This window comes from Terrabacter aerolatus (genome assembly GCF_007991735.1).
In the GTDB taxonomy this organism is placed as follows: domain Bacteria; phylum Actinomycetota; class Actinomycetes; order Actinomycetales; family Dermatophilaceae; genus Terrabacter; species Terrabacter aerolatus.
The window spans coordinates 362763-387274 of the sequence record NZ_BJYX01000001.1 but is presented as its reverse complement, the minus strand read 5'-3'; the positions used below and the strand labels follow the sequence as shown (position 1 = coordinate 387274).

27 protein-coding genes are annotated in these 24512 nt (G+C 72.7%); 11 read left to right on the top strand and 16 right to left on the bottom strand.

Annotated elements, in window-relative coordinates; all coding sequences use genetic code 11:
• Positions 1-28: 28 nt before the first annotated feature.
• From TAE01_RS01880 to TAE01_RS01860, 5 genes are read left to right on the top strand one after another with little or no spacing between them, the layout of a single operon-like run.
• A complete protein-coding gene (locus tag TAE01_RS01880; protein ID WP_147062765.1) occupies positions 29-208 on the top strand; it encodes a hypothetical protein in 180 nt (59 codons plus the stop codon).
• On the top strand, positions 201-581 hold the full coding sequence (locus TAE01_RS01875; RefSeq protein ID WP_222594031.1) for an Asp23/Gls24 family envelope stress response protein: 381 nt from the start codon (positions 201-203) through the stop codon (positions 579-581). The genes TAE01_RS01880 and TAE01_RS01875 overlap by 8 nt, the downstream gene beginning before the upstream one ends.
• On the top strand, positions 578-1207 hold the full coding sequence (locus TAE01_RS01870) for a DUF6286 domain-containing protein (protein ID WP_147062762.1): 630 nt from the start codon (positions 578-580) through the stop codon (positions 1205-1207). Before TAE01_RS01875 ends, TAE01_RS01870 begins: the two co-directional genes overlap by 4 nt.
• Positions 1204-1773 carry a hypothetical protein gene (locus TAE01_RS01865; protein ID WP_147062760.1) on the top strand — a complete coding sequence of 190 codons (570 nt, stop codon included), beginning with the start codon at positions 1204-1206 and terminating at the stop codon, positions 1771-1773. The genes TAE01_RS01870 and TAE01_RS01865 overlap by 4 nt, the downstream gene beginning before the upstream one ends.
• 53 nt (positions 1774-1826) lie before the next feature.
• Positions 1827-2000, top strand: coding sequence for a CsbD family protein (locus TAE01_RS01860; RefSeq protein WP_147062758.1), 174 nt, complete (start codon positions 1827-1829; stop codon positions 1998-2000).
• Between the two features lie 84 nt (positions 2001-2084).
• Here TAE01_RS01860 and TAE01_RS01855 read toward each other — a convergent pair whose 3' ends face one another.
• The 6 genes from TAE01_RS01855 to TAE01_RS01835 form a co-directional block, all read right to left on the bottom strand.
• Positions 2085-2405 (bottom strand): DUF2853 family protein, encoded by a 321-nt coding sequence (locus tag TAE01_RS01855; RefSeq protein ID WP_147062756.1) that lies wholly within the window; start codon positions 2403-2405, stop codon positions 2085-2087.
• 74 nt (positions 2406-2479) lie between these two features.
• Positions 2480-5170, bottom strand: a complete 2691-nt coding sequence (gene mgtA, locus TAE01_RS01850) for a magnesium-translocating P-type ATPase (RefSeq protein WP_222594030.1) — start codon at positions 5168-5170, stop codon at positions 2480-2482.
• Positions 5171-5260: 90 nt separating this feature from the next.
• Positions 5261-8311 carry a helix-turn-helix transcriptional regulator gene (locus TAE01_RS21040; protein ID WP_281289248.1) on the bottom strand — a complete coding sequence of 1017 codons (3051 nt, stop codon included), beginning with the start codon at positions 8309-8311 and terminating at the stop codon, positions 5261-5263.
• A gap of 17 nt (positions 8312-8328) precedes the next feature.
• Positions 8329-8487, bottom strand: coding sequence for a hypothetical protein (locus TAE01_RS20445; protein WP_186814998.1), 159 nt, complete (start codon positions 8485-8487; stop codon positions 8329-8331).
• 157 nt (positions 8488-8644) lie between these two features.
• On the bottom strand, positions 8645-8806 hold the full coding sequence (locus TAE01_RS01840) for a hypothetical protein (protein WP_186814997.1): 162 nt from the start codon (positions 8804-8806) through the stop codon (positions 8645-8647).
• A 51-nt stretch (positions 8807-8857) separates the two neighbouring features.
• The gene (locus tag TAE01_RS01835) at positions 8858-9454 is read right to left on the bottom strand and encodes a LysE/ArgO family amino acid transporter (protein ID WP_147062754.1); all 597 of its coding nucleotides are present in this window, start codon (positions 9452-9454) and stop codon (positions 8858-8860) included.
• Positions 9455-9523: 69 nt separating this feature from the next.
• Here TAE01_RS01835 and TAE01_RS01830 point away from each other — a divergent pair, with 69 nt between their 5' ends.
• Entirely contained in the window at positions 9524-10450 is a 927-nt protein-coding gene (locus TAE01_RS01830) for a LysR family transcriptional regulator ArgP (protein WP_147062752.1), read from the top strand.
• Here TAE01_RS01830 and TAE01_RS01825 read toward each other — a convergent pair.
• Positions 10368-10823, bottom strand: a complete 456-nt coding sequence (locus tag TAE01_RS01825; RefSeq protein WP_222594029.1) for a rhodanese-like domain-containing protein — start codon at positions 10821-10823, stop codon at positions 10368-10370. The two genes, TAE01_RS01830 and TAE01_RS01825, sit on opposite strands and share 83 nt — an antisense overlap.
• Complete coding sequence (locus tag TAE01_RS01820) at positions 10820-11317, bottom strand: cysteine dioxygenase (protein WP_147062750.1); 498 nt, start codon at positions 11315-11317, stop codon at positions 10820-10822. The genes TAE01_RS01825 and TAE01_RS01820 overlap by 4 nt, the downstream gene beginning before the upstream one ends.
• A gap of 249 nt (positions 11318-11566) precedes the next feature.
• Here TAE01_RS01820 and TAE01_RS01815 point away from each other — a divergent pair, with 249 nt between their 5' ends.
• Together TAE01_RS01815 and TAE01_RS01810 are read left to right on the top strand one after the other, a co-directional pair.
• A complete protein-coding gene (locus TAE01_RS01815) occupies positions 11567-12499 on the top strand; it encodes a DMT family transporter (protein ID WP_246111073.1) in 933 nt (310 codons plus the stop codon).
• Between the two features lie 123 nt (positions 12500-12622).
• Positions 12623-14167, top strand: coding sequence for an HNH endonuclease signature motif containing protein (locus tag TAE01_RS01810; RefSeq protein ID WP_186814996.1), 1545 nt, complete (start codon positions 12623-12625; stop codon positions 14165-14167).
• Between the two features lie 104 nt (positions 14168-14271).
• On the opposite strand, the gene TAE01_RS01805 is transcribed toward TAE01_RS01810, so the two are convergent.
• Positions 14272-14664: a VOC family protein gene (locus tag TAE01_RS01805; protein ID WP_147062747.1), complete on the bottom strand. Its 393-nt coding sequence runs from the start codon at positions 14662-14664 to the stop codon at positions 14272-14274.
• Positions 14665-14716: 52 nt separating this feature from the next.
• Positions 14717-14896, bottom strand: coding sequence for a hypothetical protein (locus tag TAE01_RS01800; RefSeq protein ID WP_147062746.1), 180 nt, complete (start codon positions 14894-14896; stop codon positions 14717-14719).
• A 91-nt stretch (positions 14897-14987) separates the two neighbouring features.
• Here TAE01_RS01800 and TAE01_RS01795 point away from each other — a divergent pair, with 91 nt between their 5' ends.
• Positions 14988-15950, top strand: a complete 963-nt coding sequence (locus TAE01_RS01795; protein WP_147062744.1) for a GlxA family transcriptional regulator — start codon at positions 14988-14990, stop codon at positions 15948-15950.
• Positions 15951-16128: 178 nt separating this feature from the next.
• Here TAE01_RS01795 and TAE01_RS01790 read toward each other — a convergent pair whose 3' ends face one another.
• The 6 genes from TAE01_RS01790 to TAE01_RS01765 are packed head-to-tail and all read right to left on the bottom strand — an operon-like array spanning position 16129 to position 22969.
• Positions 16129-17526 carry a tryptophan-rich sensory protein gene (locus TAE01_RS01790; RefSeq protein WP_147062742.1) on the bottom strand — a complete coding sequence of 466 codons (1398 nt, stop codon included), beginning with the start codon at positions 17524-17526 and terminating at the stop codon, positions 16129-16131.
• Positions 17527-17530: 4 nt separating this feature from the next.
• On the bottom strand, positions 17531-18250 hold the full coding sequence (locus tag TAE01_RS01785; RefSeq protein WP_147062740.1) for a CPBP family intramembrane glutamic endopeptidase: 720 nt from the start codon (positions 18248-18250) through the stop codon (positions 17531-17533).
• 27 nt (positions 18251-18277) lie between these two features.
• Positions 18278-19639 carry a cryptochrome/photolyase family protein gene (locus tag TAE01_RS01780; protein WP_147062738.1) on the bottom strand — a complete coding sequence of 454 codons (1362 nt, stop codon included), beginning with the start codon at positions 19637-19639 and terminating at the stop codon, positions 18278-18280.
• Positions 19639-20940 (bottom strand): SAM-dependent methyltransferase, encoded by a 1302-nt coding sequence (locus tag TAE01_RS01775; RefSeq protein ID WP_147062736.1) that lies wholly within the window; start codon positions 20938-20940, stop codon positions 19639-19641. Before TAE01_RS01775 ends, TAE01_RS01780 begins: the two co-directional genes overlap by 1 nt.
• Positions 20937-21692, bottom strand: a complete 756-nt coding sequence (locus TAE01_RS01770) for a DUF1365 domain-containing protein (protein WP_246111072.1) — start codon at positions 21690-21692, stop codon at positions 20937-20939. The genes TAE01_RS01775 and TAE01_RS01770 overlap by 4 nt, the downstream gene beginning before the upstream one ends.
• Positions 21689-22969 (bottom strand): NAD(P)/FAD-dependent oxidoreductase, encoded by a 1281-nt coding sequence (locus TAE01_RS01765; protein WP_147062734.1) that lies wholly within the window; start codon positions 22967-22969, stop codon positions 21689-21691. The genes TAE01_RS01770 and TAE01_RS01765 overlap by 4 nt, the downstream gene beginning before the upstream one ends.
• Before the next feature lie 147 nt (positions 22970-23116).
• On the opposite strand from TAE01_RS01765, the gene TAE01_RS01760 reads away from it, so the two are divergent.
• Both TAE01_RS01760 and TAE01_RS01755 read left to right on the top strand, forming a co-directional pair.
• Entirely contained in the window at positions 23117-23572 is a 456-nt protein-coding gene (locus TAE01_RS01760; protein WP_147062732.1) for an SRPBCC family protein, read from the top strand.
• Positions 23573-23575: 3 nt separating this feature from the next.
• Positions 23576-24511, top strand: coding sequence for a MerR family transcriptional regulator (locus TAE01_RS01755; RefSeq protein ID WP_147062730.1), 936 nt, complete (start codon positions 23576-23578; stop codon positions 24509-24511).
• Position 24512: the final 1 nt, after the last annotated feature.

Sequence of the window (24512 nt, the reverse complement as noted above, 5' to 3'; positions counted from 1 at the left end):
CGAACCGTATGACCTGGAGATGAGACACATGACCACTTCGACCGTCGGCCTCCTCGCCGGCCTCCTGCTCGGAGTCGCCGGCGCCGCAGGCGGATTCGCCGGATTCCTTCTCGCCCTCGTGCTCGGCGGCGTCGGCTTCGCCCTCGGCGGCCAGCGCGACGGCGAGTTCGACCTCGGCCGCGTGCTGCGCGGACGCGGACGTGAATGAGACCGTCGCCCCCGACACCGGTGTGACCGATCCGGGGGAGCGGGGGTCCCTGCACCTGCGAGACCGTGCCGTCGAGCGGATCGTCGAGGCCGCCGTGCTCGAGGTGGACGGCGTGCTGCGTCACGCCGACACCCTCGACCGGGTCACCGGCCGCCAGCTGCCTCGCGTCGAGGTCGTGGTCGCGGGCAGCCGCGTCCGGGCCTCCGTCGAGGTCGCGACCCGGTGGCCGACGCCGCTGGCAGACCTGGCCGCGCGGACGCGGGCGAGCGTCACCCGCGCCCTCGAGCGCCTGGCCGGTCTCACCGTCGACGCCGTCGACGTGCACGTCGCCCACCTCAGCACCGACGCTCCCGAGAGGAGGCGGGTCCAGTGACCCAGACGCAGCACGAACCACAGCCGACGCCGTCGGCTCCCACGTCCGCTCCTGGCCCATCGTCCACGTCAGCGCAGCCGCACGCGATCACGCCGTCGGGTGCACCGGCCCCGACCGGTGCCGCGCCGGCGTCCACGTGGGCCGTCGTCCTCGGGATCGTCGTCGCCGCAGCCGGGCTGCTCCTGCTCCGCGACGCCGCGGTCGCCGTCGGGCTGCTCGGCGGGACCCCCGTCACGACGCCGCTCGTCGACCGGCTCCGCAGCGTCGGACCGCAGGCCTGGTACGTCCCCGTCGGTGTCGTCGTGGCTCTCGTCGGCCTCTGGCTCGTCGCGGCCGCGCTGCGCCGCCGGCCGCGCCGAGACCTCGCCGTCGGCGACTCGTCGCTCGTCTGGCTCACGCCGTCGGCCGCTGCAGCCATCGCCCGCGCGAGCGCTGCCGGTGTCGACGGAGTCGTCGAGGCCCGAGCCACCGCCGGACGCCGGAGCGTCCGCGTCACGGCGCGCACGACCACCCGCGACCCCGAGGTGGGCTCGCGCATCACGAGTGCCGTCGAGCAGTCGCTCCGCGGACTCGCCCCGGTCCCGAAGGTCCGGGTCACCACCCGAGCGATGGGAGACGCCGCATGACCCGCCGCACCCTCGCCGTCGACCGCGTCCTCGTCCTCCTCGCGGGGCTCGTCCTCGTCGCCGTCGGAGCCGGCGCCGCGCTCTGGCAGCTGCGCTGGGTGTCCGGCACCCCCGGCCGGCTCGTCCTGGCCCCGGCGGTCGCGGACGCACCCCGCCAGGGCTGGTGGACGGCAGCGCTCGCGCTCGCCGGACTGCTCCTGCTCGGCCTCGCGCTCTGGTGGCTGCTCTCCCACCTGACCCGGTCGCGGCCGACCCGGCTGGGCCTGGCGGGCAGCTCCACCGACGGTCGGCTCGGCTACGACGTCTCGGCCGTGGCCGACGCCGCAGCCCGCTCGCTCGCCGCCCGGCCGGACGTGACGAGCGTGCGGTCGAGCACGGCATACGCCGGCGGGCAGCCGGTCGTCGAGCTCAGGGCCACGACGTCCTCACGGACCGACGTCACGAGCATCGAGCGGGCCGTCGCCGACGTCGCCCGCGAGCTCGCCACAGCCACCGACGACAGCGTGCGCCTCCGGGTCCGCGTCGTCGTCGGACGCCGCGCCCCGGCACCCCGCCGGGTCGCCTGACCACCACAGACCCCGGCTGCCACCGCGGCCGGCGCACCGAGAGAAGGAACATCATGGGTATCGCTGACAAGGCCAAGAACGCCGCTCAGGACCTCGCCGGCAAGGCGAAGGAAGCCATCGGCGACGCGACCGACAACGAGCGTCTCGAGGCCGAGGGCAAGAAGGACCAGACGGAGGCCGCCGCGCGCAAGGCCGGCGAGAACGTCAAGGACGCCTTCAAGAAGTGACCTGACGGTCACGCGAGACAGACGCAGGTATGCCGCCGGGCCGGGCCCGGCGGCATACCTGCGTTCGCGTCCTGCCCGACGAGGTCAGCGGAAGAGGTCGAGCTTCCCGTGCTTCTCGGCCAGCAGGTAGTAGACGGTGACGCGGTTCTTCGTGCGGTCGCCCTTGAGCGTCTGGCCCACCTCGGCCAACGATGCGTCGAGCTCGGCGTCGGAGCCGGTCAGGCCCAGCTTCTTCTTCATGAAACCGTCACGCACGCGGTCGGTCTCGCTCTTGTCGCTGAACGACACGAGTGACGAGTCCCGCTTCTGGAGTGCGATGCCGCAGTGTCGGACGATGCCCTTGATCGCGGCGTCGTCGGCGTCGGGGGAGTACTTCTTGACGTCTGCTGCCCAGTCTTCTGCCATGTGCCGTGCCCCTCTTCGTTGATTGGCTGGAACAGGAGCGACGCTAAACCCGTGAGCGGCCCATGAGAAGGGGCTCAGGGCGAATGTTCACCCCCGGCGACCGGGGCCTTCGTGCTCGACGCTCTGAGTGGGAGGGCCGCCGGGGCCGCGATGCTGAAGCGGGCCGCGCGACGTCGCACGAAGCGCTGGCCGAGGTCGGTGGGACCGACGGGGGGCTGTGCCCCGGCGGCGCGGTAGAACCACCGCTTGCCGACCTCGACGAGCACGAGGTAGGCGACGACCATGACGCCGAGGGCGGCGAAGAACCCGCCGGGCAGCGGCGCGAAACCGAGCGCGGCCGCCAGGGGCGTCGCGGGCAGGACGGCACCGACGAGGACGACGCCGAGGGCGGCGAGTGTCAGCGGCAGGCTCGGGTGGCTGCGGAAGAACGGCACGGTGCGGGTCCGGATCGCGAAGATGACGAGCGTCTGCGTCGCGAGCGACTCGACGAACCACCCGGACCGGAAGAGGTCGGGTCCGGCATGGAAGGCCCAGAGCATGACGCCGAAGGTGAGGAAGTCGAAGAGCGAGCTGAGCGGGCCGAAGAGGAGCATGAAGCGCCGGATGAAGGCGATGTCCCAGTGCGAGGGCCGGCGCAGCTGGTCCGCGTCGACGTTGTCGGTGGGGATCGCGAGCTGCCCCGTGTCGTAGAGCAGGTTGCCCAGCAGGATCTGCGACGGGAGCATCGGCAGGAACGGCAGGAAGAGCGAGGCCCCTGCGGCGGAGGCCATGTTGCCGAAGTTGCTCGACGTGCCCATGAGGACGTACTTCAACGTGTTGGCGAAGATGCGCCGGCCCTCGACGACGCCGTCGGCGAGCACGTCGAGACTCTTCTCGAGCAGGATGACGTCGGCGGCGTCCTTGGCCACGTCGGTGCCGGAGTCGACGGAGATGCCGACGTCGGCGGCGTGGAGGGCGAGGGCGTCGTTGACCCCGTCGCCGAGGAACGCGACGCCGCCCCCGCCGTGCCGGTGGGCCCGCACGAGGCGGGCCTTGTGCTCGGGGCTGACCCGGGCGAAGACCGTGGTGGCCGTGACGGCGTCGATGAGGTGCTCGTCGTCGAGGGCGTCGAGGTCGACCCCGGTGAGCACGGCATCGCCCGGTAGGCCGAGGTCGCTGCACACCTTGGCCGCCACGACGGCGTTGTCGCCCGTGACCACCTTGACGCGGATGCCGAGCCGGGCGAGCCGACCGAGGGCCACGGCCGCATCGGGCTTGGGCGGGTCGAGGAAGACGAGGAGACCGAGCAGCTGCAGGTCGTGCTCGTCCGCCGGCTCGGGAGCACGGGAGGCCGAGACGGGTCGGCTGGCGACGGCGACGACGCGGTTGCCGGCCGCGAACTCCGCGTCCAGGGCGGCGCGGGTCTCCGGCGCGACGTCGGTGCACCGCTCGAGGACCGTCTCGGGCGCGCCCTTGGTGACGAGGTGCACGGCGCCGTCCCCGTCGCGGACCGTGACCGACAGCATGCGTCGCTCGTGGTCGAAGGGCAGGACGCCGAGCACCGCGTGACCGGTCAGCGCCTCGCGCACGGCCGCGGTGGCCGGCGACTCCCACAGGGCCTGGTCGAGCGGGTTGGTCCCGACGGCCGCCGCGGCGCCGGGGACGTTCTCGGTGCACAACAGGCCCCAGCGCAGCACGTCGTCGGAGCGCTGCCCCTCGACGGGGACCGCTCTCGCGTAGTCGATGCGGCCGGCGGTCAGGGTGCCCGTCTTGTCGGTGAAGAGCAGGTCGATGTCCCCGAGGTCCTCGATGCAGACGAGCCGCTTGACGAGGACCTTGCGGCGGCTCATCTGGCGCGAGCCTGCGGCCAGGCTCGTCGAGACGACGGCCGGCAGCAGCTGGGGCGTGATGCCGACGGCGATGGCGAGCGAGAAGAGTAGGGCGTCGAGGAACGGCTTGTGCAGCAGCACGTTGACGACGAAGACCGAGCCCGTCAGCGCCCCGGCGACCTTGACGAGCAGCATCGAGAACCGGCGCAGCCCGAGCTGGAACTCCGTGTCGAGCTGGTGGGTGCTGAGGCCGGTGGCGATGGCCCCGAACTCGGTGCGCGAGCCGGTGGCGACGACGACGCCGCGCGCGCTGCCGGCGTGGACGACCGTCCCCATGAGCGCGCAGCCGTCGAGGTCGGCGAGCGTCGCCGTCCCCTCCACGGCATCCGTCGTCTTCTCGACCGGCTGCGACTCTCCCGTCAGCACCGACTCGTCGCACTCGAGCCGCACGACGGAGAGGAGGCGGATGTCTGCGGGCACGATCTCGCCCAGGGTGAGCTCGACGACGTCACCGGGCACGAGGGAGGTCACGTCGACCCGGCCCGAGACGCCGTCGCGCAGGACGACCGCCTCGTGGCTGACCTGCGAGTGCAGCGAGGCGGCGGCCTTCTCGGCGCGGTACTCGTTGACGAACCCGAGTCCCACGGAGACGACGACGATGAGCCCGATGATGACGGCGTCGCTCTTCTCCCCGACGAAGTAGGACGCCGTCGCGGCGACGAGGAGCAGGCCGAGCAGGGGTGAGTTCAGCTGGTGCCAGAGCACGGTGAGGACGCGCGCGTGGTGGGTCGCGATGGCGTTGGGGCCGAAGGTGACCCGGCGACACTCGACCTCGTCGTGCGCGAGTCCCGTGGCGGCATCCACCCCGAGCGACTGCAGCACCGCGGGTGCGGACCGGCCCGCGGCGGCGCGGATCGAGGCCGTCGCGCTGCTGGGTGCCAGCACCCCGGAGGTCACCTCTTCATGGTGCGCCTCGGACCCGTGTCGCGAGGCGCTTCCCGGCACACCGAGGTCGAGGTCACGTCGACGGCCGCACCGCGGGACTCGTCACTGGCGGACGAGACCTCGCCGACGTGCGACAGCGGCCGCCTCGGTGCGCCCGGAGGCCCCGAGCTTGGCGAGCAGGTTGGACACGTGGACGCTGACCGTCTTGGTGCTGATGTAGAGCTGCTTGCCGATCTGGCCGTTGGTCAGGCCCTCGGCGAGCAGCGCGAGCACCTCGAGCTCGCGCGGCGTCAGCTCGGGAGTGCCGCCGTGGTCCGCGCCGGACGGGCGGCTGCCGGTCGGGCGTGTGCCGGACGGGACCGGGCGGGCCTCGCCGAGCTCGGCGAGCAGCGGTTCGGCCCCGAGGCGCACGGCGACCGCCCGGGCCTGCTCGGCGACCTCGCGCGAGGCCACGGCGTCGCCGCCCGCCCGTAGCGCCGCGGCCAGACGGGCCTGCGACCGCGCGGTCTCGAAGACGTGGCCGTAGCGCTCGAAGGCCGCCACGCTCTCGCGCCAGGCCGCGACGAGCTCGTCCACGGGTGGCGGTTCGTCGGCGCCGGCGACCCGCTGCAGGCGCAGCGCCTCGGCCTCGAGCCGCGCCGTCCAGGCCCAGGTCTCGCGGCTCGTGTCCTCGAGCGGTTCGGCGGCCGCGCGCTCGAAGGTCGGCCGACTCGGCCTCTCGAGCGCGGGGCGGGGCTCGCCGATGCGACGGGCGCGGTCGGTGAGCTCGTCGACGAGGGCCACCGCCCGGGCCCGCAGGTCGGCGTCGGCGTGCGGCACGAGCGCCGCAGCCTGTCCCGCGACGAGCGCGCCGAGCCGAGCGACGGCGTGGTAGTCGCCCCAGGCCGCGTCGAGCACCCGCACGGCGGCCTCGGCCACCTCGAGCACCCCGGCGAGGTCACCGGACTGCCCGAGCACGTCGACCGCCGGCATGACCGTCAGCACGACGCAGAGTCCGTCGACGTGCCACCACTCGCGCAGCCCCGCGACGAGGTCGGGGTCGACCCGCTCCCCGCGACCGGCGTGCACCGACAGGGCCGCGGCCGTGAAGATCGCCCGTCCCGGCTGCGGAGAGGGCCGACCGGCCAGGTCGAGGCGACGGACCGCGCCGTCCCAGTCGCCGAGCTCGTAGGCCGTCAGGCCGCCGAGGAGTCGGCACTCCTGCCCCCAGGGCGCCCACTCGCGGTGCATCCGCCGGGCCACCTCGGCGCCGCGGTCGTAGAGGGCGAGCGAGCCGGGCAGGTCACCACGGCGGTGCGCGACCGAGGCGAGCTGGTGCACGGCGCGGAGCAGGAGCGGGTCCTCGGCCGGGATGTCGGCGACGACCGACCGCAGGTGGGCCTCGACCGACTCGAGGTTCTCCTGGGCCTCGAGCACCCGCGCCAGGATCGTGCGCACCTCGGCCAGCGCGACGCCCATCCCGAGGCGCTCGGCGAGCAGCGACACCTCGTTGCCGACGACGGCCGCCTCGACGAACGACCCCGTGTCGACGAGGGCCTGCACCCGCGCGACGAGCACGCGGACGCGCCGCTCGTCGGCCTCCTCGCCGATGAGCGAGAGCGCCTCGTCGGTCAGCGCGACCGAGTCCACGGGAAGGTCGAGCACGCGCGAGCGGATGACGAGCGTCGCGAGCAGGTCGGCCCGCGTGCCCGGCTCCTGCGCGCTGCCGGGGTGGTCGAGTCGGTCGCGCAGCAGGTCGACGGCCCGGATCGGCTCACCGGCGACCATCGCGGCGCGCGAGGCCCGGAGGGTCACCTCGTCGCGCTCGGGGTCGTCCTCGTCGAGCCACGACAGGGCTCGCTCGAGGTGCAGCAGCGCCTCCTGCGGGCCGCCCACGGCCATGGCCGACTCGGCCGCCGCGCGGCTGGCCCGCACCGCGGTCGGCAGGTCGCCCACGGCGGCGGCGTGGCGGGCGAGCTCGGACGCCGGAGCCAGCTCGGGGCGCTCGGCCAGCGCGGCGGCATACGCCCGGTGCAGCCGCAGCCGCTCGCCCGGCAGCAGGCCGTCGGCGACGGTCTCGCCGAGCAGGGCGTGGCGAAAGGTGTAGGCCGGCGGCCAGCGGGCCTCGAGCACATGGTGCTCGACGGCGGCCGCCAGCGCCGCCTCGAGCGTCTCGTCGGGGAGAGCGACGACGCGGGAGAGGAGCTCGTGACCGATGAACTGGCCGCCCTTGAGCGCGATCGCCCGCAGCACGCGCTGCGCCGTGTCGTCGAGCTGCTCGACCCGGGCGCGCAGCACGCGGCTCAGTCCACCGCTGAGGGACTGGCCGGCCGCGGCGCTCGCGACGAGCTCCTCGGCGAAGAACGGGTTGCCCTCGGCCCGACGGGCGATCTCGGCGTTGGTCCCGGCGTCGGTGGGCGCCCCCTCAACGCCGGAGACGAGCTCACGGACGGCGTCATCGGTGAGCGGGGCGAGATCGACGTGCTCGAGCCCCGCGATGCGCGCCCACACGGCCAGGGTGTCGTGGAGGGGGTGGCGGCGATGGAGGTCGTCGGAGCGGTACGTCACGACGAGGCCGACGGCCCTGGTGAAGCCGCGCGTCAGCAGCAGGGTGATGAGGTCGCGCGAGGAGTGGTCGGCCCAGTGGACGTCCTCGACGACGACGAGGGAGGGCTGCGCGTCGCCCAGCGCGGACAGCAGCGCGTGGACGGCCTCGGCGACCTGGCCGGGGTCGGTGGGGCTCCCGGCCCGTTCGACGGCCGTGCCGTCGTGAGCGGCGGCGCGTCCGGGCAGGAGGTGTCCGAGGCTGGGGTGCGTGTCGAGCACGCGCTCGACGACGTCGGGGTGGCCGGCGTCGACCGTGGCGACGAGCTCGACGAAGGGGAGGTAGGCGAGACTGGCGCCGGCCTGCCCGACGCAGTGGCCGAGCGCGGTGAACCACCCCGCAGCGGTGGCGTCGTCGACGAGCTGCCGGACGAGACGTGACTTGCCGATCCCGGCGTCACCCGACAGCACGACGACGCCACCGGGCTGCGCGCCCGGTGAGGGGCGCAGCCCGATGGCGTCGGCGAGACGGGACAGGTCGGTGTCCCGGCCGATGAGTGGGCCCGTGCGCAGCGGCATACGGGGCATCATCGCGTACTCCGCGGACAGCGGCGGGGCAGCGGGGGACACGGACCCCGTGGTCACCGTCACCGGCGGCGGTCCGCGCCGTTCTCCTCCCGGAAGGTGCGCGCCATCGTGCGCCGGATGACCTCCAGCGACGAGTCGCGACGCGCGCGACGACGCTGGGGGTAGCGGGCCCGGATCTCGGCCTGGACCGCTCGGAGGTCGCTGTAGTGCTCGATCATGGTCTTTCCTCTGCTGGTGCCGTTCTGGACTCCTCCAGACTCGGCGGCTGAGGTAGGGCCCCACATCGGGCGACCTCCCTATCCCGGCGTCCCGGCTACCTCAGATCGGATGGCGTATGCCGTCCCCCTCGCCCTGAGGTAGCCCCGCGGTGCCGCGTCAGGCGGGCGGGAAGGCCCGAGCGATCCGGGCGCGGACGGTAGCCACGTCGACGACTTGGGTCCCGGCTGGGAGGTCGGCGCCGCACTCACGGCAGCGGCCGGCATACCGAAGCCTCATGCGCTTGTCGTCAGCGATGTCGGCGGCGTCCCCTGTGCTCACGCAGCCGAGGGTAGGTGGGGTCGGGGGAGCGCGTCGGGCCAACGCGAGAACTCAGCCGAGCAGCAGGGTGATGGCGATGGTGAACATGACGAGGGCGATTGCGACGTCGAGCACGCGCCACGTGGCCGGGCGGGCGAAGAGGGGTGCGAGGAGCCGGGCGCCGTAGCCGAGTGCCGTGAACCAGGCGATGCTCGCGATCGCTGCCCCGCCCGCGAACCACCACCGCCCGTCGGGGCCGTGCTGGTTGGCGAGCGAGCCGACGAGCAGCACCGTGTCGAGGTAGACGTGCGGGTTGAGCCAGGTGAGGGCGACGACGGTGGCCAGCACGCCGGTGCGGCTCGGTGCGGTGCCGTCGGTCGCGAGGGCCTTGGGGTGGCGCGCGTTCCGCAGGCAGAGCACTCCGTAGCCGACGAGGTAGGCCGCCCCGACCCAGCGAACGACCGTGAGTAGTCCCGGGTGGGCCGTGACGAGCCCACCGACGCCGAGCACGCCTGCCGCGACGAGGACCGCGTCGCTGAGCGCGCACACCGCGACGACGAGCCCGACGTGCTGGCGCGCGAGGCCGGTGCGGAGCACGTAGGCGTTCTGCGCGCCGATGGCCACGATGAGGGAGGCCATGGTGAGGAAGCCGGGCAGCAGGGAGGTCACGCGTCGACGCTACGAGCCGGGGCTGCTTCAGTGAAGCGAAGGTTTCTTTAGCATCATTAGCATGGCTTCATGCGGCTCCAGCCGGAACACCTCGCGACCCTCCTCGCCATCGTCGACACGGGGACCTTCGACGCGGCAGCGCGGCGCCTGCACGTCACGCCGTCGGCGGTCAGCCAGAGGGTCAAGGCGCTCGAGGCGGAGGTCGGCCAGGTCGTCGTCGTGCGCACGGCGCCGTGTCGTGCCACGCGCGCCGGGGAGGCCCTGGTCCGGCTCGCACGTCAGCAGAGCCTGCTCGAGTCCGAGGCGCTCGCCGGCCTCGCCACCGGCGACCGCGCGCGGGTGGACCTGCCGATCGTCGTCAACGCCGACTCGATGTCGACGTGGTTCGGCAGGGTGCTCGCGGCCGCCTCGGCGTGGGACGACGTCGCGCTCCGGGTCCGGGTGGAGGACCAGGACCACTCCGCTCGCCTGCTGCGCTCGGGCGAGGTGCTCGGCGCGGTGACCTCCGACCCGACACCCGTCCAGGGCTGTTCGACGGAGCCGCTCGTGACGATGCGCTACCTGCCGTGTGCGACACCGCAGCTGCTCGACCGGCATCGCGCGGGTCGTGGGTTCGACTGGGCTGCAGCGCCGCTCGTGCGCTTCAACGTCAAGGACGACATCCAGCAGCGCATCCTCGACCGACACGGAGTGTCAGCCACGCCCCCGACCCACGAGGTGCCCGACGGTGGCGGATTCGTGACCGCGGTGCGATCCGGTCTCGGCTGGGGTGCTCTGCTGGCGACACATGTCGCCTCGCTGCTCGAGACCGGCGAGCTCGTCCGCCTCGGGTCGCGCGACCACGTCGACGTCCAGCTCTACTGGCAGCGTTGGCGGCTGCCCTCCGCGCACCTCGACCGGCTGAGCGCGGCCCTCAGGTCGTCGTCGGCGGCGGCGGTGGTTCCGCGCCTTCCGCGCCCGCCGCGCCCGCCGCGCGCGACGGTGCGTCGCCCCTGAGGGTGCGCCACGCGGCATACCCCCCGATGACGTCGGTGGCGCGGTGGATCCCCAGCTCCTGCAAGGCTGCCGCCGCGAGACTCGAGGTGTAGCCCTCCTGGCAGAGGACCACCACTTGGAGGTCGTGGCTCGCGATCGGCAGGGAAGCGTCGCTGGCTGGGTCGAGGCGCCACTCGAGCACGTTGCGCTCGATCGGCGTCGCGAACGACAGCTCGCCCTCGGCAGCACGCTGGGCCGCGGGACGGATGTCGACGACGAACGCGCCGTCCGCGCAGACCCGCTCGGCCTCTGCCGGGGTGAGGCGACGCAGTCGGCTGCGGGCGTCGGCGAGCACCTCGTCGATGGTGCGCGGGCGGCCGGTGGGTGTCGTCACCAGTCGACCCCGACCTCGGCCTGCTCCTCGACCTCGAGCAGGCCTTCGACAGCGCGGTAGTTCGTCATGGAGGTCAGTCTGGGGGCGTAGACGTGCAGGCTGACGGCGGGGTCCGGCCCCGCGTTCGTCACCCGGTGCAGGTGCCGGCTGCCGAAGGTGCGCTGGTCGCCCGGCGTGAGCAGGACGCCCGGACCGGTGACGCGCCGCACGCTGTCGAGGTCGACGGCGGTGCGGTATCCGGCCACCTCCTCGGTGAGGGCGCCCTGGAGCACGACGAACGAGCCGGCGCTGCCGCCGTGGTCGTGCCAGGGGGTGCCTTGGCCGGGCAGCCAGGTGAGCAGCCACGCCTCGTGGTCGTGGTCGGCGAGAAGGCGTGCGTAGTAGCGGGTGATGGGGTCGAAGTCGACGAGGCCCTGCCAGAGGGTGCGCTGGCGGGACAGGCGTCGGGCGGTGTCGGCGAGGTCGACGGAGGTGCGCTGGGCGCCGCGGGACATGGTCGTGCCTTTCGAGGTCGGTGTGCGGGGTGGGCGGGGCGCTCGGGAGGGGCCGCGCTCAGTGCGCTGCGTCCGTCCCGAGCGGCTGACACCTTCCGTCAACCCGGACATAACCATGCATTGCCATAATGCAAACGTTAACTTATACATGTCGGGTGTCACAAGCGTGATCGGCCGTGGCGGGATCTCGGGGGCATCTGACCGGATACCGGGCGGCGCGCTGTCGGTGTCGCCCCCTACGGTCTGTGGGTGACCGTCGACTCCCGCACTGCCTCCGAGACCCCGTCGGGCGCCCGGCGCGCCAACCTGCTCGTGCTCGCCGCCGTGGCGGTGACCCTCCTGCTGTGGGCGTCCGCCTTCGTCGCGATCCGCCACCTCGGCCGCGACGTGCCGCCCGGTGCCCTGTCTCTCGGTCGTCTGCTCGTCGCGTCCGTGGCTCTGGGCGTGCTCGTCTTCCGCCGCCCGCGCACGTGGCCGGCCAGGCGCGACTGGCCGTTGCTCCTGCTCTGCGGTGTCGGCTGGTTCGGCGTCTACAACCTCGCCCTCAACGAGGCCGAGCGACGCATCGACGCCGGCACGTCGGCTCTCATCGTGCAGATCGGGCCGATCATCGTGGCCCTGCTCGCCACCGTCTTCCTCGGGGAGCGGATGAACCGCTGGCTCCTCATCGGCATGGCCGTCGGGTTCGCCGGTGTCGTCGTCATCGCCCGCGGGTTCTCCTCCGGGGGCTCGGGCGACATGGTGGGCGTGTGGCTCGCCGTCCTCGCAGCGATCACGTATGCCGTGGGCGTCCTCGCACAGAAGCCGCTCCTCGGGCGCCTGCCCGGCCCCGAGGTGACGTGGCTCGCCTGCATCATCGGCGCCGTGGTCTGCCTGCCGTGGACCGGCGAGCTCGTCACCGTCGTGCGTGACAGCGACGCGAGCACGCTGTGGTGGATCGCCTACCTCGGCGTCTTCCCGACGGCCATCGCCTTCTCGACCTCGGCCTACGTGCTGGCTCGCACCGACGCCGGCAAGCTCACCCTGACGACGTTCCTCGTGCCCTTCATCGCGACCCTCATCGCCTGGGCGCTCCTCTCGGAGGTGCCGCCCGCGCTGACGTTCGTCGGTGGCGCCCTGTGCATCGCGGGAGTGCTGCTGACGCGCCGCCGCCCGCGGGACCGGGTGGAGCCCAAGGCCTGAGAGCGCCGGATCTCGCTGCGCCGCAGGCGGATCGATGAGATCTGGCTGGGGACAACCCTTCCCCTTCGTTCGAACATGTGTTCTACTTGAGGAGTCGGCGACCCGGGTGGGAGGAGTGAGTTCGTGCCATTCCTCGACACCGGGCGCCCGACGCCTGACGCGGACTCGCACGGGAGTGGGCTCAACGCTCGGATCGCCCACGTGCTCCGGGTCACCGAGGCGCCGCCCGGCCCGAAGGAGCGTCCCGGCCGGTCCCTCCTCGACGAGGCCGACGCGAGGCTGTCGCAGATCGAGCGTCTCGAGGTCCAGAAGTGTCGGCTCGAGGCGCGCATCGTCGACGCGTACGCCGCCCTGCACTCGGTCGAGGAGGAGCAGCTCGCGCGGATGGTGACCAGCTCACCGGTGCCGCTCACCGCAGACCAGGTCGCCGCGCAGGAGATCTCCTGCGCCACCGGTGTCGGTGTGGCCGAGGTCGCGCGCCGACTCGAGCTCGCCACGGCTCCGCGGCGTCACCGGGTGCTCCGCGCGCGGCTCCGGGCCGGTGGCGTGAGTCTGCACCGGGCGCTCCGGATCGTCGTCGAGACGCGCATGCTCGACGACGATGCCCTGCCCGACCTCGAGGCAGCGGTGCTCTCGCCGTCCCGGGACGGCGGGATCTCCTCCCACCGGCTCTTCGGGGAACGGCTTCGCCGCTGCGTGCGAGCGGCTGACCCTCGCGGTCAGGAGGAGCGGCGGCGTGCGGCGACTGCGCGGCGCACGGTGTTCGGTCGGCTGGTCGAGGACGGCATGGGGACCTTCACCGTCGTGGCCCCTGCCGAGCGCGTCGTCGGCGTCCTCGACCGGGTCGAGGCCATGGCTCGGTCGGCGCGTGCCTCCGGTGACGCGCGCTCCCTCGACCAGCTGCGCAGCGACCTGCTCTGTGACCTCGTGCTCTTCGGGGTGGTCCCCGACGCCTCCAGCTCGGCGCGAGCTGGAGGCCCCGCCGGCCCGGCCTGCCCTGGTGGGCCAGGCGGACCTGCCGGGGCGGGCGGACCTGCCGGGACGGGCGGACCGAGCTGGTCGGGCCTGTCGGATGCCCCTCCGGCCGCCGTGCGCATCGTCGTTCCCTTCGAGGTCGCGACTGGCCTGTCGGACGCCGCGTGCGAGCTGACCGGACACGGCTGGGTCACGGCCCCCCATGCCCGCCAGATCATCACCGCGCCGGGCTCCGTCTGGCAGCGCCTCGCCGCCGACGTCGACACCGGCCGGGCCCTCGAGCTCTCGACGGAGCGCTATGCGCCGACGCCCGAGATGGTGGCCCACGTCAAGGCGGTCGACGGTGTCTGCCGCGGCCCCGGGTGCCAGGTTCCAGCCGATCGCTGCGACGTCGACCACCTCGAACCATGGCCGACCGGCCGGACCCACGTCTCCAACCTCGACGCCCTGAGTCGCGGGTGCCACAACGGCAAGACCGCGCGGGTCTGGACGGTCCGTCGCGTCGACGACGACGGGATCTCGTGGACCTCGCTCGCCGGCCGGGAGTACGTCACCTATCCCAAGGACTGGCGCGAGTCCCTTCGCGACCCCGGATCGGGGCCACCCGCCACGCAGGCCCGACCATCCGTCGCGCAGGAGCGGCCACCCGGCCTGTCGGCCCGGTCCCGACCCCATGACCCGCCGCCGTTCTGAGTGACGTCGGTGAGTCGGCGGTGACCTTCGTCAGTGGCCGGTGACGTGTCGGTCGCCGGTGAGGTGTCGGTCGCCGGTGATGTGTCGGGCGCCGGGGAGCATCGTCAGTCGCCGGTGACGGTGGTCAGGCAGAAGGGGTGCCCGACCGGGTCGAGCAGCACTCGCCAGGCCGACGGAGCCGGCTGGTGGGCGGCCTCGGTGGCTCCGAGGGCGATCGACCGCGTCACCGCGTCGTCGAGGTCGGTGACGAGGATGTCGAGGTGCAGCTGCTGCTGCTGGCCCGGCTCCGGCCAGGTGGGTGGGACGTGGTCGGCCGCCCGCATCATCGTGACGGCCATGCCGCCGTCGGACAGTGACACGACACCCCCGTCCGGGCTCTCGTAGGCACGCGGCAGGCCGAGCAGCGCGCCGTAGAAGTCGGCGAGCGTGGAGGGGTCGGGACAGTCGAGGGACACGGAGGCGAGTCGGCCGACGGCCGGTGCGGGTGAAGTCGTCATGCGTCGAGCCTTCCATCCCGGTCCGACGTCCCGGTCGCGCCCCGGTCGAGACTCAGTGGGCGACGCGCGTGTCGTGGGCGAGCGGTGCGTCGTGGAGCACGCGGTCGATGTCGCGGTCGAGCTCGGCGTCGGCCCCGAACGGGGCTCGCGGCAGTGAGAAGGTGCGCCGGTGGTGGCGCCCCAGGGCTGCGACGAGAGCGGCGAACAGGGCCATGAAGAAGATGATGTCCATGGCAGAAAGCCTGCGCCCATCTCGATCCCGCCACGAGTGGCAGAACTGTCGCTCATCGACAAGATCCTGCCAGCGGTGTCATGCTGATCCGATGCTGCGCACCATCGCCGTCGTCGCCCAGGAGCCCGTCGCCATGTTCGAGCTCGGCGTGTTGTGCGAGGTCTTCGGCATCGACCGCACCGACGACGGCGTCCCGGCCTTCGACTTCCGGGTCTGCTCGGCGCGTCCGGGCGAGGCGCTGCGCACGACGAGTGGCCTGGGCATCGTCGCCCCCTTCCCGTTGGAGGCCGCCCGAAGCGTCGATCTCGTCGCCATCCCGGGTGGGGCGGTCGACGGACCGTACGACCCGGTCGTCCTCGACATCCTCCGTGACAACGCCGCGAACGGCGGCCGCGTGCTCTCCGTCTGCTCCGGCGCCTTCCAGCTCGCTGCCGCCGGCCTGCTCGACGGACGAGAGTGCACGACGCACTGGAGGTATGCCGCGCGGCTGGCCGACGAGCATCCGCGCGCCTGCGTCGACCTCGACGTCCTCTACGTCGAGGACGGCCCGGTGCTGACGAGCGCCGGCACGGCTGCCGGGATCGACGCCTGCCTCCATCTCGTGCGCACCGAGCTCGGCTCGGAGGTCGCGACCCGCATCGCGCGCCGGATGGTCGTCCCGCCGCACCGTTCCGGCGGCCAGCGCCAGTTCGTCGAGACGCCCGTCCCGACCGAGCCGTGCGAGGGTCTGCAGGACGTCATGGAGTGGGTCTCCGAGCATCTCGACGAGGAGCACTCGATCCCGTCACTGGCCAGGCGTGCCGCGATGTCCGAGCGCACCTTCGCGCGACGGTTCACGGCCGAGGTGGGCACCACCCCGCACCGGTGGCTCACGAGCCAGCGGGTCCTGCGCGCGCGCCACCTGCTCGAGTCGACCGACCTCGACGTCGAGCGCATCGCCCGGGAGAGCGGGTTCGCCACGGCGGCCGTCCTGCGTCACCACTTCCAGCGCGAGATCGGCATCCCGCCCGTGTCCTACCGCCGCGCCTTCTCGAAGCAGCTCGTCAGCACCTGAGCCCGCGCGGCGCGTTCCGCCGTGGCCAGCCCCCCTGAGCCGCCCGGCCCCCCCAGAGCCGCCCGGCCGCCGCGTGCCGTATGGCGCTGCCATCGACGTCTGCCGACGCTCGCGAGTGCTGTCTTTCGTCGTATCGGACGGACGCTAGATAACTCGATACACCCTGATCGGGAGGGGGTCAGCGGTTGCGGCGCGCGATCGCGGTCGAGAGGGCGGTCGCGAATCCGCACCACACGGCATACGGCGAGAGGGCGATGCCGGCCCCCTTGCTGACGGTGCCGGCGCGCCGGGCGAGGTCGGCCGAGCTCGCCGTCAGCAGCGCCGCCTCGGCGGCGGCCACCCACGGCTTGCGCGACCGCCAGAAGACGACGCTCCACGCCGTGTTGAGGGCGAGGTTGGTCCCGAACGCCTTGAGGTAGGCGTTGCGGCCCGCCGTGTCGCCCGCCTTGTCGTAGGCGTTGAGGACCGTGGCCGAGCTCGCGGCGATGTCGGCGTAGAGCGCGGTCCACACGACGGGGAAGGCGAGGGTCGGCGGCTGCCACTCGGGGAGGTCGAGCGACCGGTACCACCGCGAGTCGGGCTGGGTCGCGAGCGACCCCACGACGGCGCTCGCCACGGTCACTGCACTCGTCAGGGCGAGGTTGCGCATGGCGGTGTCGGGCTTGGCGGTGCGCATCGCGGACCGCACAGCCGTGTCGAAGTCGATGAAGCCGCCCGGCACGTCGACGTGGTCCAGCAGGTCGTTCTCCTTGGCGACGACCTCGTGGACGAGGCTGCCGACGAGCGGCTTGGCGAGGCCGGCCGAGATCGGCGTGACGAGCCCGACCCAGTGGCTCGCCAGGCGCGGTGTCAGCACGGGCACGGTGACGACCACCGGACGGCGCTTGCCCGTCGCGTCGGAGAAGCGCCCGATCATCTCGCGGTAGGTCAGGACCTCGGGGCCGCCGATGTCGAACGTGCGGTTGACCTCCGGCGGCAGGGTGCCGGCGCCGACGAGCAGCGTGACGACGTCGTCGATGGCGATGGGCTGGATCTTGTTGTCGAGCCACTTCGGGGCGACCATCGCCGGGAGGCGGGTCGTGAGGTAGCGCAGCATGTCGAACGACGCCGACCCGTCGCCGAGCACGACGGCCGCCTGCAGCACGGCGGTGGGCACGCCCGAGTCGAGTAGGATGCGGCCGACCTCCACGCGCGAGGCGAGGTGCGGCGAGAGCACCTCGTCGTCGGGGTGCAGGCCGCCGAGGTAGACGATGCGCGAGACACCGGACGCCTTGGCCGCCTCGGAGAAGATCGTCGCGGCCTCGCCGTCGCGCTCGGCGAAGTCCGGCTTGTCGTCCATCGAGTGCACGAGGTACCAGGCGGCGTCGACGCCCTCGAGCGCGCGGCGCATGTCGTCGGCCGAGCTGACGTCGCCCTCGGCCACCTCGACGCGGTCGACCCACGGCTTGCTGTCCAGCGAGCTGTGGTGGCGGGTCAGCACGCGCACGGTCCAGCCCTCGTCGAGCAGCCGCGGCACGACCTGGCCGCCGATGTAGCCGGAGGCGCCGGTCACGAGGGCGGTGCGGTTGGAGGTCATCGGATCACCTGGTCAGTTCGAGGGCGGGCGGAAGGAGGATGAGCATCCCGGTCGACCACACGACGTGCGTGATGATCGGCCCGAGGAAGCCACCGGTGACGCGGCGCTGCAGCGCCGTGACGAGCCCGATCACGGCGGCCGCCAGCACGAGCAGCGGGATGCCGCTGCCGACGGTGGTCAGCGCGTAGAGCAACGTCGTCAGGGTGACCTGGTGGCGAGGCAGTGCGGCGTAGAGGGCGCCCCGGAAGTAGAGCTCCTCGACGACGCCGTTGACGAACGTGATGGCGAGCACCGCCGCGAAGGCCCCGAACCGCGCGTGGTCGAGCAGCTGGTCCACCGGCTGGCGCAGCACCGGGATGCGGGCCACGACGAGCGCGCCGACGAGGAAGACGAGCAGGAGCAGCACCCCGAGCACGAGCGACTGCACGATGGGACGAGCCGGCTCGCCGCGGCGGGTGTGGCCCCAGCCGGCGTGCAGCGGCCCGGAGAGCAGGGCGCCGACGAGCCAGACGGCGGCCAGCGCCAGCGTCGCGACGTAGAAGCGCGGGTCCCCGGGCGTGATCCGCAGCGCCCAGGCCAGCACCGCCGAGCCCACGACGAAGGTGACCGCCACGACGACCTGGCGGCGCCGGAAGACGTCGTCGGGATCGTGGTGGTCACGGTCCACCTTCTCGATGAGCGCTGCGTTGACGAACGCACGCAGCTCGGCCACGGGGCCCCGCATCTCTCGTCTCCTCGGCTCGTCGGACGGCTAGCGTCGGGCGCGCTCGTAGCGGGCCAGGGTCTCCTTGCGCTCGTCGTCGTGGTCGACGACGCGCTGGGGATACTCCTGGTCGTACCCGTTGTCGTGCTTCCAGGGTTCGTGGGCCGCGCCACCTGCCAGGTGGCGCAGCTCGGGGACCCACCGCCGGACGTAGTCGCCGTCCGGGTCGAACTTCCGGCCCTGCGTGACCGGGTTGAAGACGCGGAAGTAGGGCGAGGCGTCGGTGCCGGTGCCGGCGACCCACTGCCAGCCGTGGTTGTTCGAGGCGATGTCGCCGTCGACGAGGTGGTCGAGGAAGTGCTGCGCCCCGACCGGCCACCACACGTGGAGGTCCTTGGTGAGGAAGCTGGCGGTGATCATCCGGACGCGGTTGTGCATCCAGCCCTCCTCGAGCAGCTGGCGCATCCCGGCGTCGACGATCGGGTAGCCGGTGCGCCCCTCGCGCCACGCGTCGACGAGCCGGTCGGTCTCGGTGCCGGAGTCGTAGGGCAGCTTGGCGAGCTCGCCGCGCAGGTCGTGCCAGGCCGAGCCGGGCTGGTGCCACAGCACGTCGGCGTAGAACTCGCGCCAGATCAGCTCGGTGACGTAGGTGGTCGCGGCCTGCGACCTCCCCGCCGAGTGGGCGGCGATGTCGGCGAGGATCGTGCGGGGGTGGATCTCGCCGTACTTCAGGGGCGCCGAGAGCCGGCTCGTCGTGTCGAGGTCGGGTCGGTCGCGCTCCTTGTCGTATGCCGTCAGCCCGTCGCGAAGGAAGCTCTCCCACCGCTTGAGCGCGGCCGCCTCGCCGGCCTCGAGTCCCGCAGGGGCGTCGGGCAGCGGGTCGCTGTGGACGTCGTCGCGCAGCCACGGGATGCGCTTCGGTCGGGCGGCGGGCGCCGGCCGTCCGTGCTGGTGCCAGGCCTTGGAGAACGGCGTGAAGACCTTGTAGGGCGAGCCGGACTGGTTGACGATGCGACCCGGCCCCACGGCATACGGCGTCCCCGTGGCGACGAGCTCACGCCCGTCGTCGGCGAGCGCCTTCTCGACGGCCTCGTCGCGGCGCCGGCCGTAAGGCGTCGTCTCGCGCGAGACGTGCACCTGCGTCGCACCGACCTGCTTCGCGAGTCGGGGGATGACGTCGACGGGGTCACCGCGGCGGACGACGAGCGCGCCGCGAGTGTCCTTGGACAGCGCCGCGACCGAGGCGAGCAGCCGCCGGGTGCGGGGCGTGTCGCTCTCGAGCAGCCTCGGGTCGAGGACGAAGACGGGCAGCACGTGGCTCGCGGCGTCGACCGCCGCGAGCAGCGCCGGGTGGTCGTTCAGCCGCAGGTCGCGGCGGAACCACAGGATCGACGTCGTCGAGGGAGCCATCACGAAGCCGCGACCGCGGCGCCCTCCCGTTCGAAGCGCACCTGGGCCACGTCGAGGTAGCCCGTGGCGAAACCGGCCTCGCAGTAGGCGAGGTAGAACTCCCACTTGCGGCGGAACGTCTCGTCGAAGCCGAGCGCGTTGACCTCGGGCCAGCGGGCCAGGAAGGTCTCGCGCCAGCGGCGCAGCGTCTCGGCGTAGTCGGCGCCGAAGGCCTCGACGGCCGACATGCGCAGGGTCGTCGCCGCGTCGGTCGTCTCGCTCATCGCCTGCAGGCTCGGGATGAGGCCGCCGGGGAAGATGTGCTTCTGGATCCAGCCGTACGAGTGCTTCGTGGCCACGAGCCGCTCGTGCGACATGAGGATCGCCTGGACGGCCGCGACGCCTCCGGGGGCGAGTCGCTCGTCGATGGTGCGGAAGTAGGTCTCCCAGTACTCCTCGCCGACGGCCTCGATCATCTCCACGCTGACGACGGCGTCGTAGACGCCCTCGACCTCGCGGTAGTCCTGGATGCGGATGTCGACGGTGTCGGTGAACCCGGCGTCGGCCACGCGCTGCCGGGCCAGGGCCGCCTGCTCCTTGGACAGCGTGACGCTCGTGACCGTGGCGCCGCGGCGGGCGGCCTCGAGCGCGAGCGTGCCCCAACCGGTGCCGATCTCGAGGACGCGGGTGTCCTGGCCGACCTTGGCCATGTCGAGGATCGCGTGCACCTTGCGCAGCTGCGCCTCCTCGAACGACTGCGTGCGCAGCGGCTGGTCCTCGTCGAAGAGCGCCGAGCTGTAGCTCATCGTCTCGTCGAGGAAGGTCGCGAAGAGGTCGTTGGACAGGTCGTAGTGCGCCTCGATGTTGCGGCGCGAGCCGAGGAGCGAGTTGTTCTGGATGCTCGGGATCCGGCGGTCGACGAAGCCGCGCATCCGCAGCCAGCCCGCGGGCACGGCCGTCGTCATGCGCTCGGCGAACGGCATGAGCAGCTCGGCCAGGTCGGTGCCGTCGGCGGCCTTCCAGTCGCCGGCCATGTAGGCCTCGCCGATCCCGATCTTCGGGTGGTGCGCGAGGCGCTCGAAGAGGGCGGTCGGGCGCACGACCTCCAGGCCCGGGCGGTCGGTGCGTCGGGTGCCGCCGCCGAGGAGCGACCCGTCGGGCATGACGACGTCGACGGGCACGCGCTTGGCCACCTGCGCCAGGATGCTGCGGGCCAGCCGGGCGCGCACGCACAGCACCCGCAGGCTGGGTCGGCGCAGGCAGATGGGCTGCGCCATCGACAGGGTCGGTGAGACGGGTGTCTGGGTGGACTGGGCGGTCATCGGACGGCCTCCTTCGGGTGGTGGGGGCGGGGCATCACAGGCAGGCGACGCAACCACAGTCGTATGCCGTGTACCCGGATCAGGGCCGTCACCCTCTGGGTCATGAGGCCGTGACGGCGGACGAGTCGGAGCAGGGTGCGGGTCGTGGCGGGTTCGGGGGTGCCGCGGGTCACGGCGGTCATGATGCGCTCGCCACCGCGGTCGAGACCCACCGTCACGGCGACGGTGTCGGGGGAGAGGACGAGGCGGACCGCGTACTCCCCGCTCGTGTCGTTGAACGGCGAGACGTAGAAGGCCTTGGCGACCGTCGCCGTGCCGTCGTCCTCGACGTCGAGCAGGTAGGCGTGGCGCTCGGCGTAGGTGTTGTGCACCTCGAAGACGACGGCGAGCAGGGACCCGTCGGGCCGCAGGCACCAGAAGACGCTCAGCGGGTCGAAGGTGTGCCCGAGCACGCGGGCGTTGGCGAGCATGAGCACCCGGTCGTCGCGGCCGAGCGTCACCCCACGCGCCGCCAGGAAACGCTCGACGTCACCGCGCAGGCCGCCGCCGAGCGATCCGCCGTCGAGGTGGTCGCGGGCGTCGAACCGCGCGAGCAGCCTTGTCGGCCAGCGAAGTCGGGGTAGATCGTCGATGTCGACGAGCCACTGGTAGTGGCCGTAGGTGAACGAGTGGTGCAGCGGCGTGCGGCGCGAGTGCGCCACCGTGCCGTCGACGAGGGCCGGCACGTGCGGAGGCCTCAGGACGACTGTCACCAGTGCACCCCGAAGGACTCGGCGGCTTCCACGCCGGAGCGGCACCCGTCCTCGTGGAAGCCCCAGCCGAGGTGGGCGCCGGCGAACGCGAGCCGGTCGCCACCCGCACCGCGCAGGCGCCCGGCCGCCTCGACGGCCTCCTGGGTGAAGATCGGGTGGTCGTAGGACATCCGCGCCGTCACGAGCGACTCGTCGACGGTGCCGGCGGGGTTGAGCGACACGACGTGGTCGTCGCCGTCGGTGATGCCGTGCAGCCGGTTCATCCAGTAGCTGACGGTGACGTCGGGAGCGGGGGCGTCGCACGCGTGCATGCGGTAGTTCCAGGAGGCCTTGGCCTCCCGCGGCTCCGGCAGGACGGAGGAGTCGCGGTGGAGCCACGTCTCGTTGCGCGAGTAGCGGATCGCGGACAGGTCGCGCTTCTCGTCGGGCGTCGCGTCGGCGAGCAGGTCGAGTGCCGAGTCGGCGTGCGTGGCGATGACGGCGCGGTCGAAGGTGGCGGTCTGGCCGTCGCGCACGAGCACGTCGACGCCGTCGTCGTGCCTCGTCACGGCGGTCACCGGGCTCTCCTTGCGCACGTCGGGCAGTCGCGCGACGAGCCGGTCGACGTACGTGGCCGACCCGCCGGTGACGGTGCGCCAGGTCGGCGAACCCGTCACGGTCAGCATGCCGTGGTGGTCGAGGAACCGGAAGAGATGGCGCGCCGGGTAGCTCGTCGCGTCGAGGTCGCCGCAGGACCACACGCAGGCGACGAGCGGGATGGCGAAGTGGCGCACGAAGTAGGTGGAGAAACCCTGTGCGGCAAGGAACTCGCCCCAGGTCGGGTTCTGCGACTCGTCGGCGAGCAGGGCCTGAGCGGCCTTGTGGAAGCGCGGGACGTCGCTGAGCATGCGGATGAAACGCGGGTCCGCGAGGCGCCGCTTCTGGGCGAACATGCCCTTGGCGCCCCGCCCGCCGGCATACGACAGGCCGCAACCCTCACACGTGATGCTCATGCTCATCTCGGTGGGCTGGGTCGGCACGTCGAGCTCGCGGAAGAGACGGAGCAGGTTCGGGTACGTCTTCTCGTTGTGGACGATGAAGCCGCTGTCGATGCGCAGGCTGCCGTCGCGGCCGGCGACGTCATGGGTGTGGGCGTGGCCGCCGAAGCGGCTGTCGCTCTCGAAGAGCGTCACGTCGTGGGTCGCGCTCAGCACGTGGGCTGCGGTCAGACCGGACACTCCGGCGCCGATGACGGCGGCGGTGGGTCGGATGCTGTCGTTGTGGTTCGGTCGAGTCACCGAGGCCTCCTGGCTGATGTGGTCCCGTGTGGTTCGGCGCGGTGCTCCGACCGGATTGCAGGAGGACAGTATGCGTGGTGCTCGTTGTCCATCCTTCGTCCACACCGTAGAGTGGCTGTTCAAGGTCTGTCAAAGGTTGGAGAAGGCATGGACATCGAGCGCAGCGTCACCGTGGCACAGCCCGTCGAGCGCGTCTTCGCCTACCTCAGCGACTTCACCACCACGACGGACTGGGATCCGGGCACGGTGCGCACCGAACGCGTCTCCGGGGACGGCGGCCTCGGCACGCGCTACCACAACGTGTCGAAGTTCCTCGGGCGCGAGACCGAGCTCGACTACCTCGTCGTCGAGCACGTGCCGGGCGAGCGCTTCGCGCTCCGCGGCGAGAACGCCACGGTCGTCGCGCAGGACACGATGACCTTCGTGCGCACCATGACGGGCACCGGTGACGGGTCGAGCGAGGGCACGACGGTCACCTACCGCGCCGACTTCGAGTTCAAGGGCGTCGTCAAGCTCGTCGCCCCGCTCCTCGCGCCGGCGTTCAAGAAGCTCGGCGACGAGGCCGAGCAGGGCATGCGAGACGCCTTGAGCAGGTTGGGGTAGCCGATGTACACCATCAAACGGGCCGCGGAGCTGACCGGCATCAGCGTCGCCACCCTCCGCGCCTGGGAGCGCCGCTACGGCGTCGTCAGCCCCCAGCGTTCCGACGGCGGCTACCGCCTCTACGGCCCCGAGGACGTCCGCGCCCTCGCCATCATGAACTCCCTCGTCAACGAGGGCTGGTCCGCGCGCGAGGCCGCCGCCGAGACGACGCGCCGGCTCTCGAGCCGCGACGCCGCCGGTCGCGACAACGGGTCCGGTCGCGCCGAGCGGGAGGGGCGCGGTGCCCGCGTCGCCCCGCTGCGCCCCGGCGGTCGCTACCAGTCCGAGGACGCCGAGGCCTTCGTGCGCGCCGCCGAGCGCCTCGACTCCGCGTCGGCGACCGCCGTCCTCGACGCCCGGTTCGCCCTCGGCACTTTCGAGCACGTCGTCGACGACTGGCTCATGCCGACCCTCAAGCTCGTCGGCGAGGAGTGGGCCCACGGACGACTGACGGTCGCCGGCGAGCACCTCGTGTCGTATGCCGTGCAGCGCCGTCTCGCGGCCGCCTACGAGGCCGCGTCGGTCCGCGTCGACGGCCCCACCCTGCTCATCGGCCTGCCCCCGGGGGCCCGTCACGAGCTCGGTCTGCTCGCCTTCGCCGTGGCGGCACGCCGCGCCGGCTTCGCCACCGTCTACGTCGGGGCCGACCTGCCCGCCGACGAGTGGGTGCGCGCCATCGAGGCACGGCACGCGGCCGGCATGGTCATGGCCGTCCCGCGCAACATCGACATCGCCGCGGCGCAGGAGATCGTCGACACCGTCGGTCGCACCCACCCCGAGGTCGTCGTGGGGCTCGGTGGCAGCCAGCAGAACGAGATCAGCGGTCCCTGCGTGCACCTCGGGCACTCGATCACCGTCGCCGTCGGCGAGATGACGCGCCGCCTGCGCATCCCCGCCTGAG

Bases quoted from the DNA above. Each gene is read 5' to 3' on its own strand.
- TAE01_RS20445 (WP_186814998.1), bottom strand. From the start codon at position 8,487: ATGATCGAGCACTACAGCGACCTCCGAGCGGTCCAGGCCGAGATCCGG.
- TAE01_RS01860 (WP_147062758.1), top strand. From the start codon at position 1,827: ATGGGTATCGCTGACAAGGCCAAGAACGCCGCTCAGGACCTCGCCGGC.
- TAE01_RS01820 (WP_147062750.1), bottom strand. From the start codon at position 11,317: ATGTCCCGCGGCGCCCAGCGCACCTCCGTCGACCTCGCCGACACCGCC.
- TAE01_RS01775 (WP_147062736.1), bottom strand. From the start codon at position 20,940: ATGACCGCCCAGTCCACCCAGACACCCGTCTCACCGACCCTGTCGATG.
- TAE01_RS01790 (WP_147062742.1), bottom strand. From the start codon at position 17,526: ATGACCTCCAACCGCACCGCCCTCGTGACCGGCGCCTCCGGCTACATC.
- TAE01_RS01855 (WP_147062756.1), bottom strand. From the start codon at position 2,405: ATGGCAGAAGACTGGGCAGCAGACGTCAAGAAGTACTCCCCCGACGCC.
- TAE01_RS01755 (WP_147062730.1), top strand. From the start codon at position 23,576: ATGTACACCATCAAACGGGCCGCGGAGCTGACCGGCATCAGCGTCGCC.
- TAE01_RS01780 (WP_147062738.1), bottom strand. From the start codon at position 19,639: ATGGCTCCCTCGACGACGTCGATCCTGTGGTTCCGCCGCGACCTGCGG.
- TAE01_RS01795 (WP_147062744.1), top strand. From the start codon at position 14,988: ATGCTGCGCACCATCGCCGTCGTCGCCCAGGAGCCCGTCGCCATGTTC.
- TAE01_RS01880 (WP_147062765.1), top strand. From the start codon at position 29: ATGACCACTTCGACCGTCGGCCTCCTCGCCGGCCTCCTGCTCGGAGTC.
- TAE01_RS01865 (WP_147062760.1), top strand. From the start codon at position 1,204: ATGACCCGCCGCACCCTCGCCGTCGACCGCGTCCTCGTCCTCCTCGCG.
- TAE01_RS01760 (WP_147062732.1), top strand. From the start codon at position 23,117: ATGGACATCGAGCGCAGCGTCACCGTGGCACAGCCCGTCGAGCGCGTC.
- TAE01_RS01785 (WP_147062740.1), bottom strand. From the start codon at position 18,250: ATGCGGGGCCCCGTGGCCGAGCTGCGTGCGTTCGTCAACGCAGCGCTC.
- TAE01_RS01800 (WP_147062746.1), bottom strand. From the start codon at position 14,896: ATGGACATCATCTTCTTCATGGCCCTGTTCGCCGCTCTCGTCGCAGCC.
- TAE01_RS01830 (WP_147062752.1), top strand. From the start codon at position 9,524: ATGCGGCTCCAGCCGGAACACCTCGCGACCCTCCTCGCCATCGTCGAC.
- TAE01_RS01805 (WP_147062747.1), bottom strand. From the start codon at position 14,664: ATGACGACTTCACCCGCACCGGCCGTCGGCCGACTCGCCTCCGTGTCC.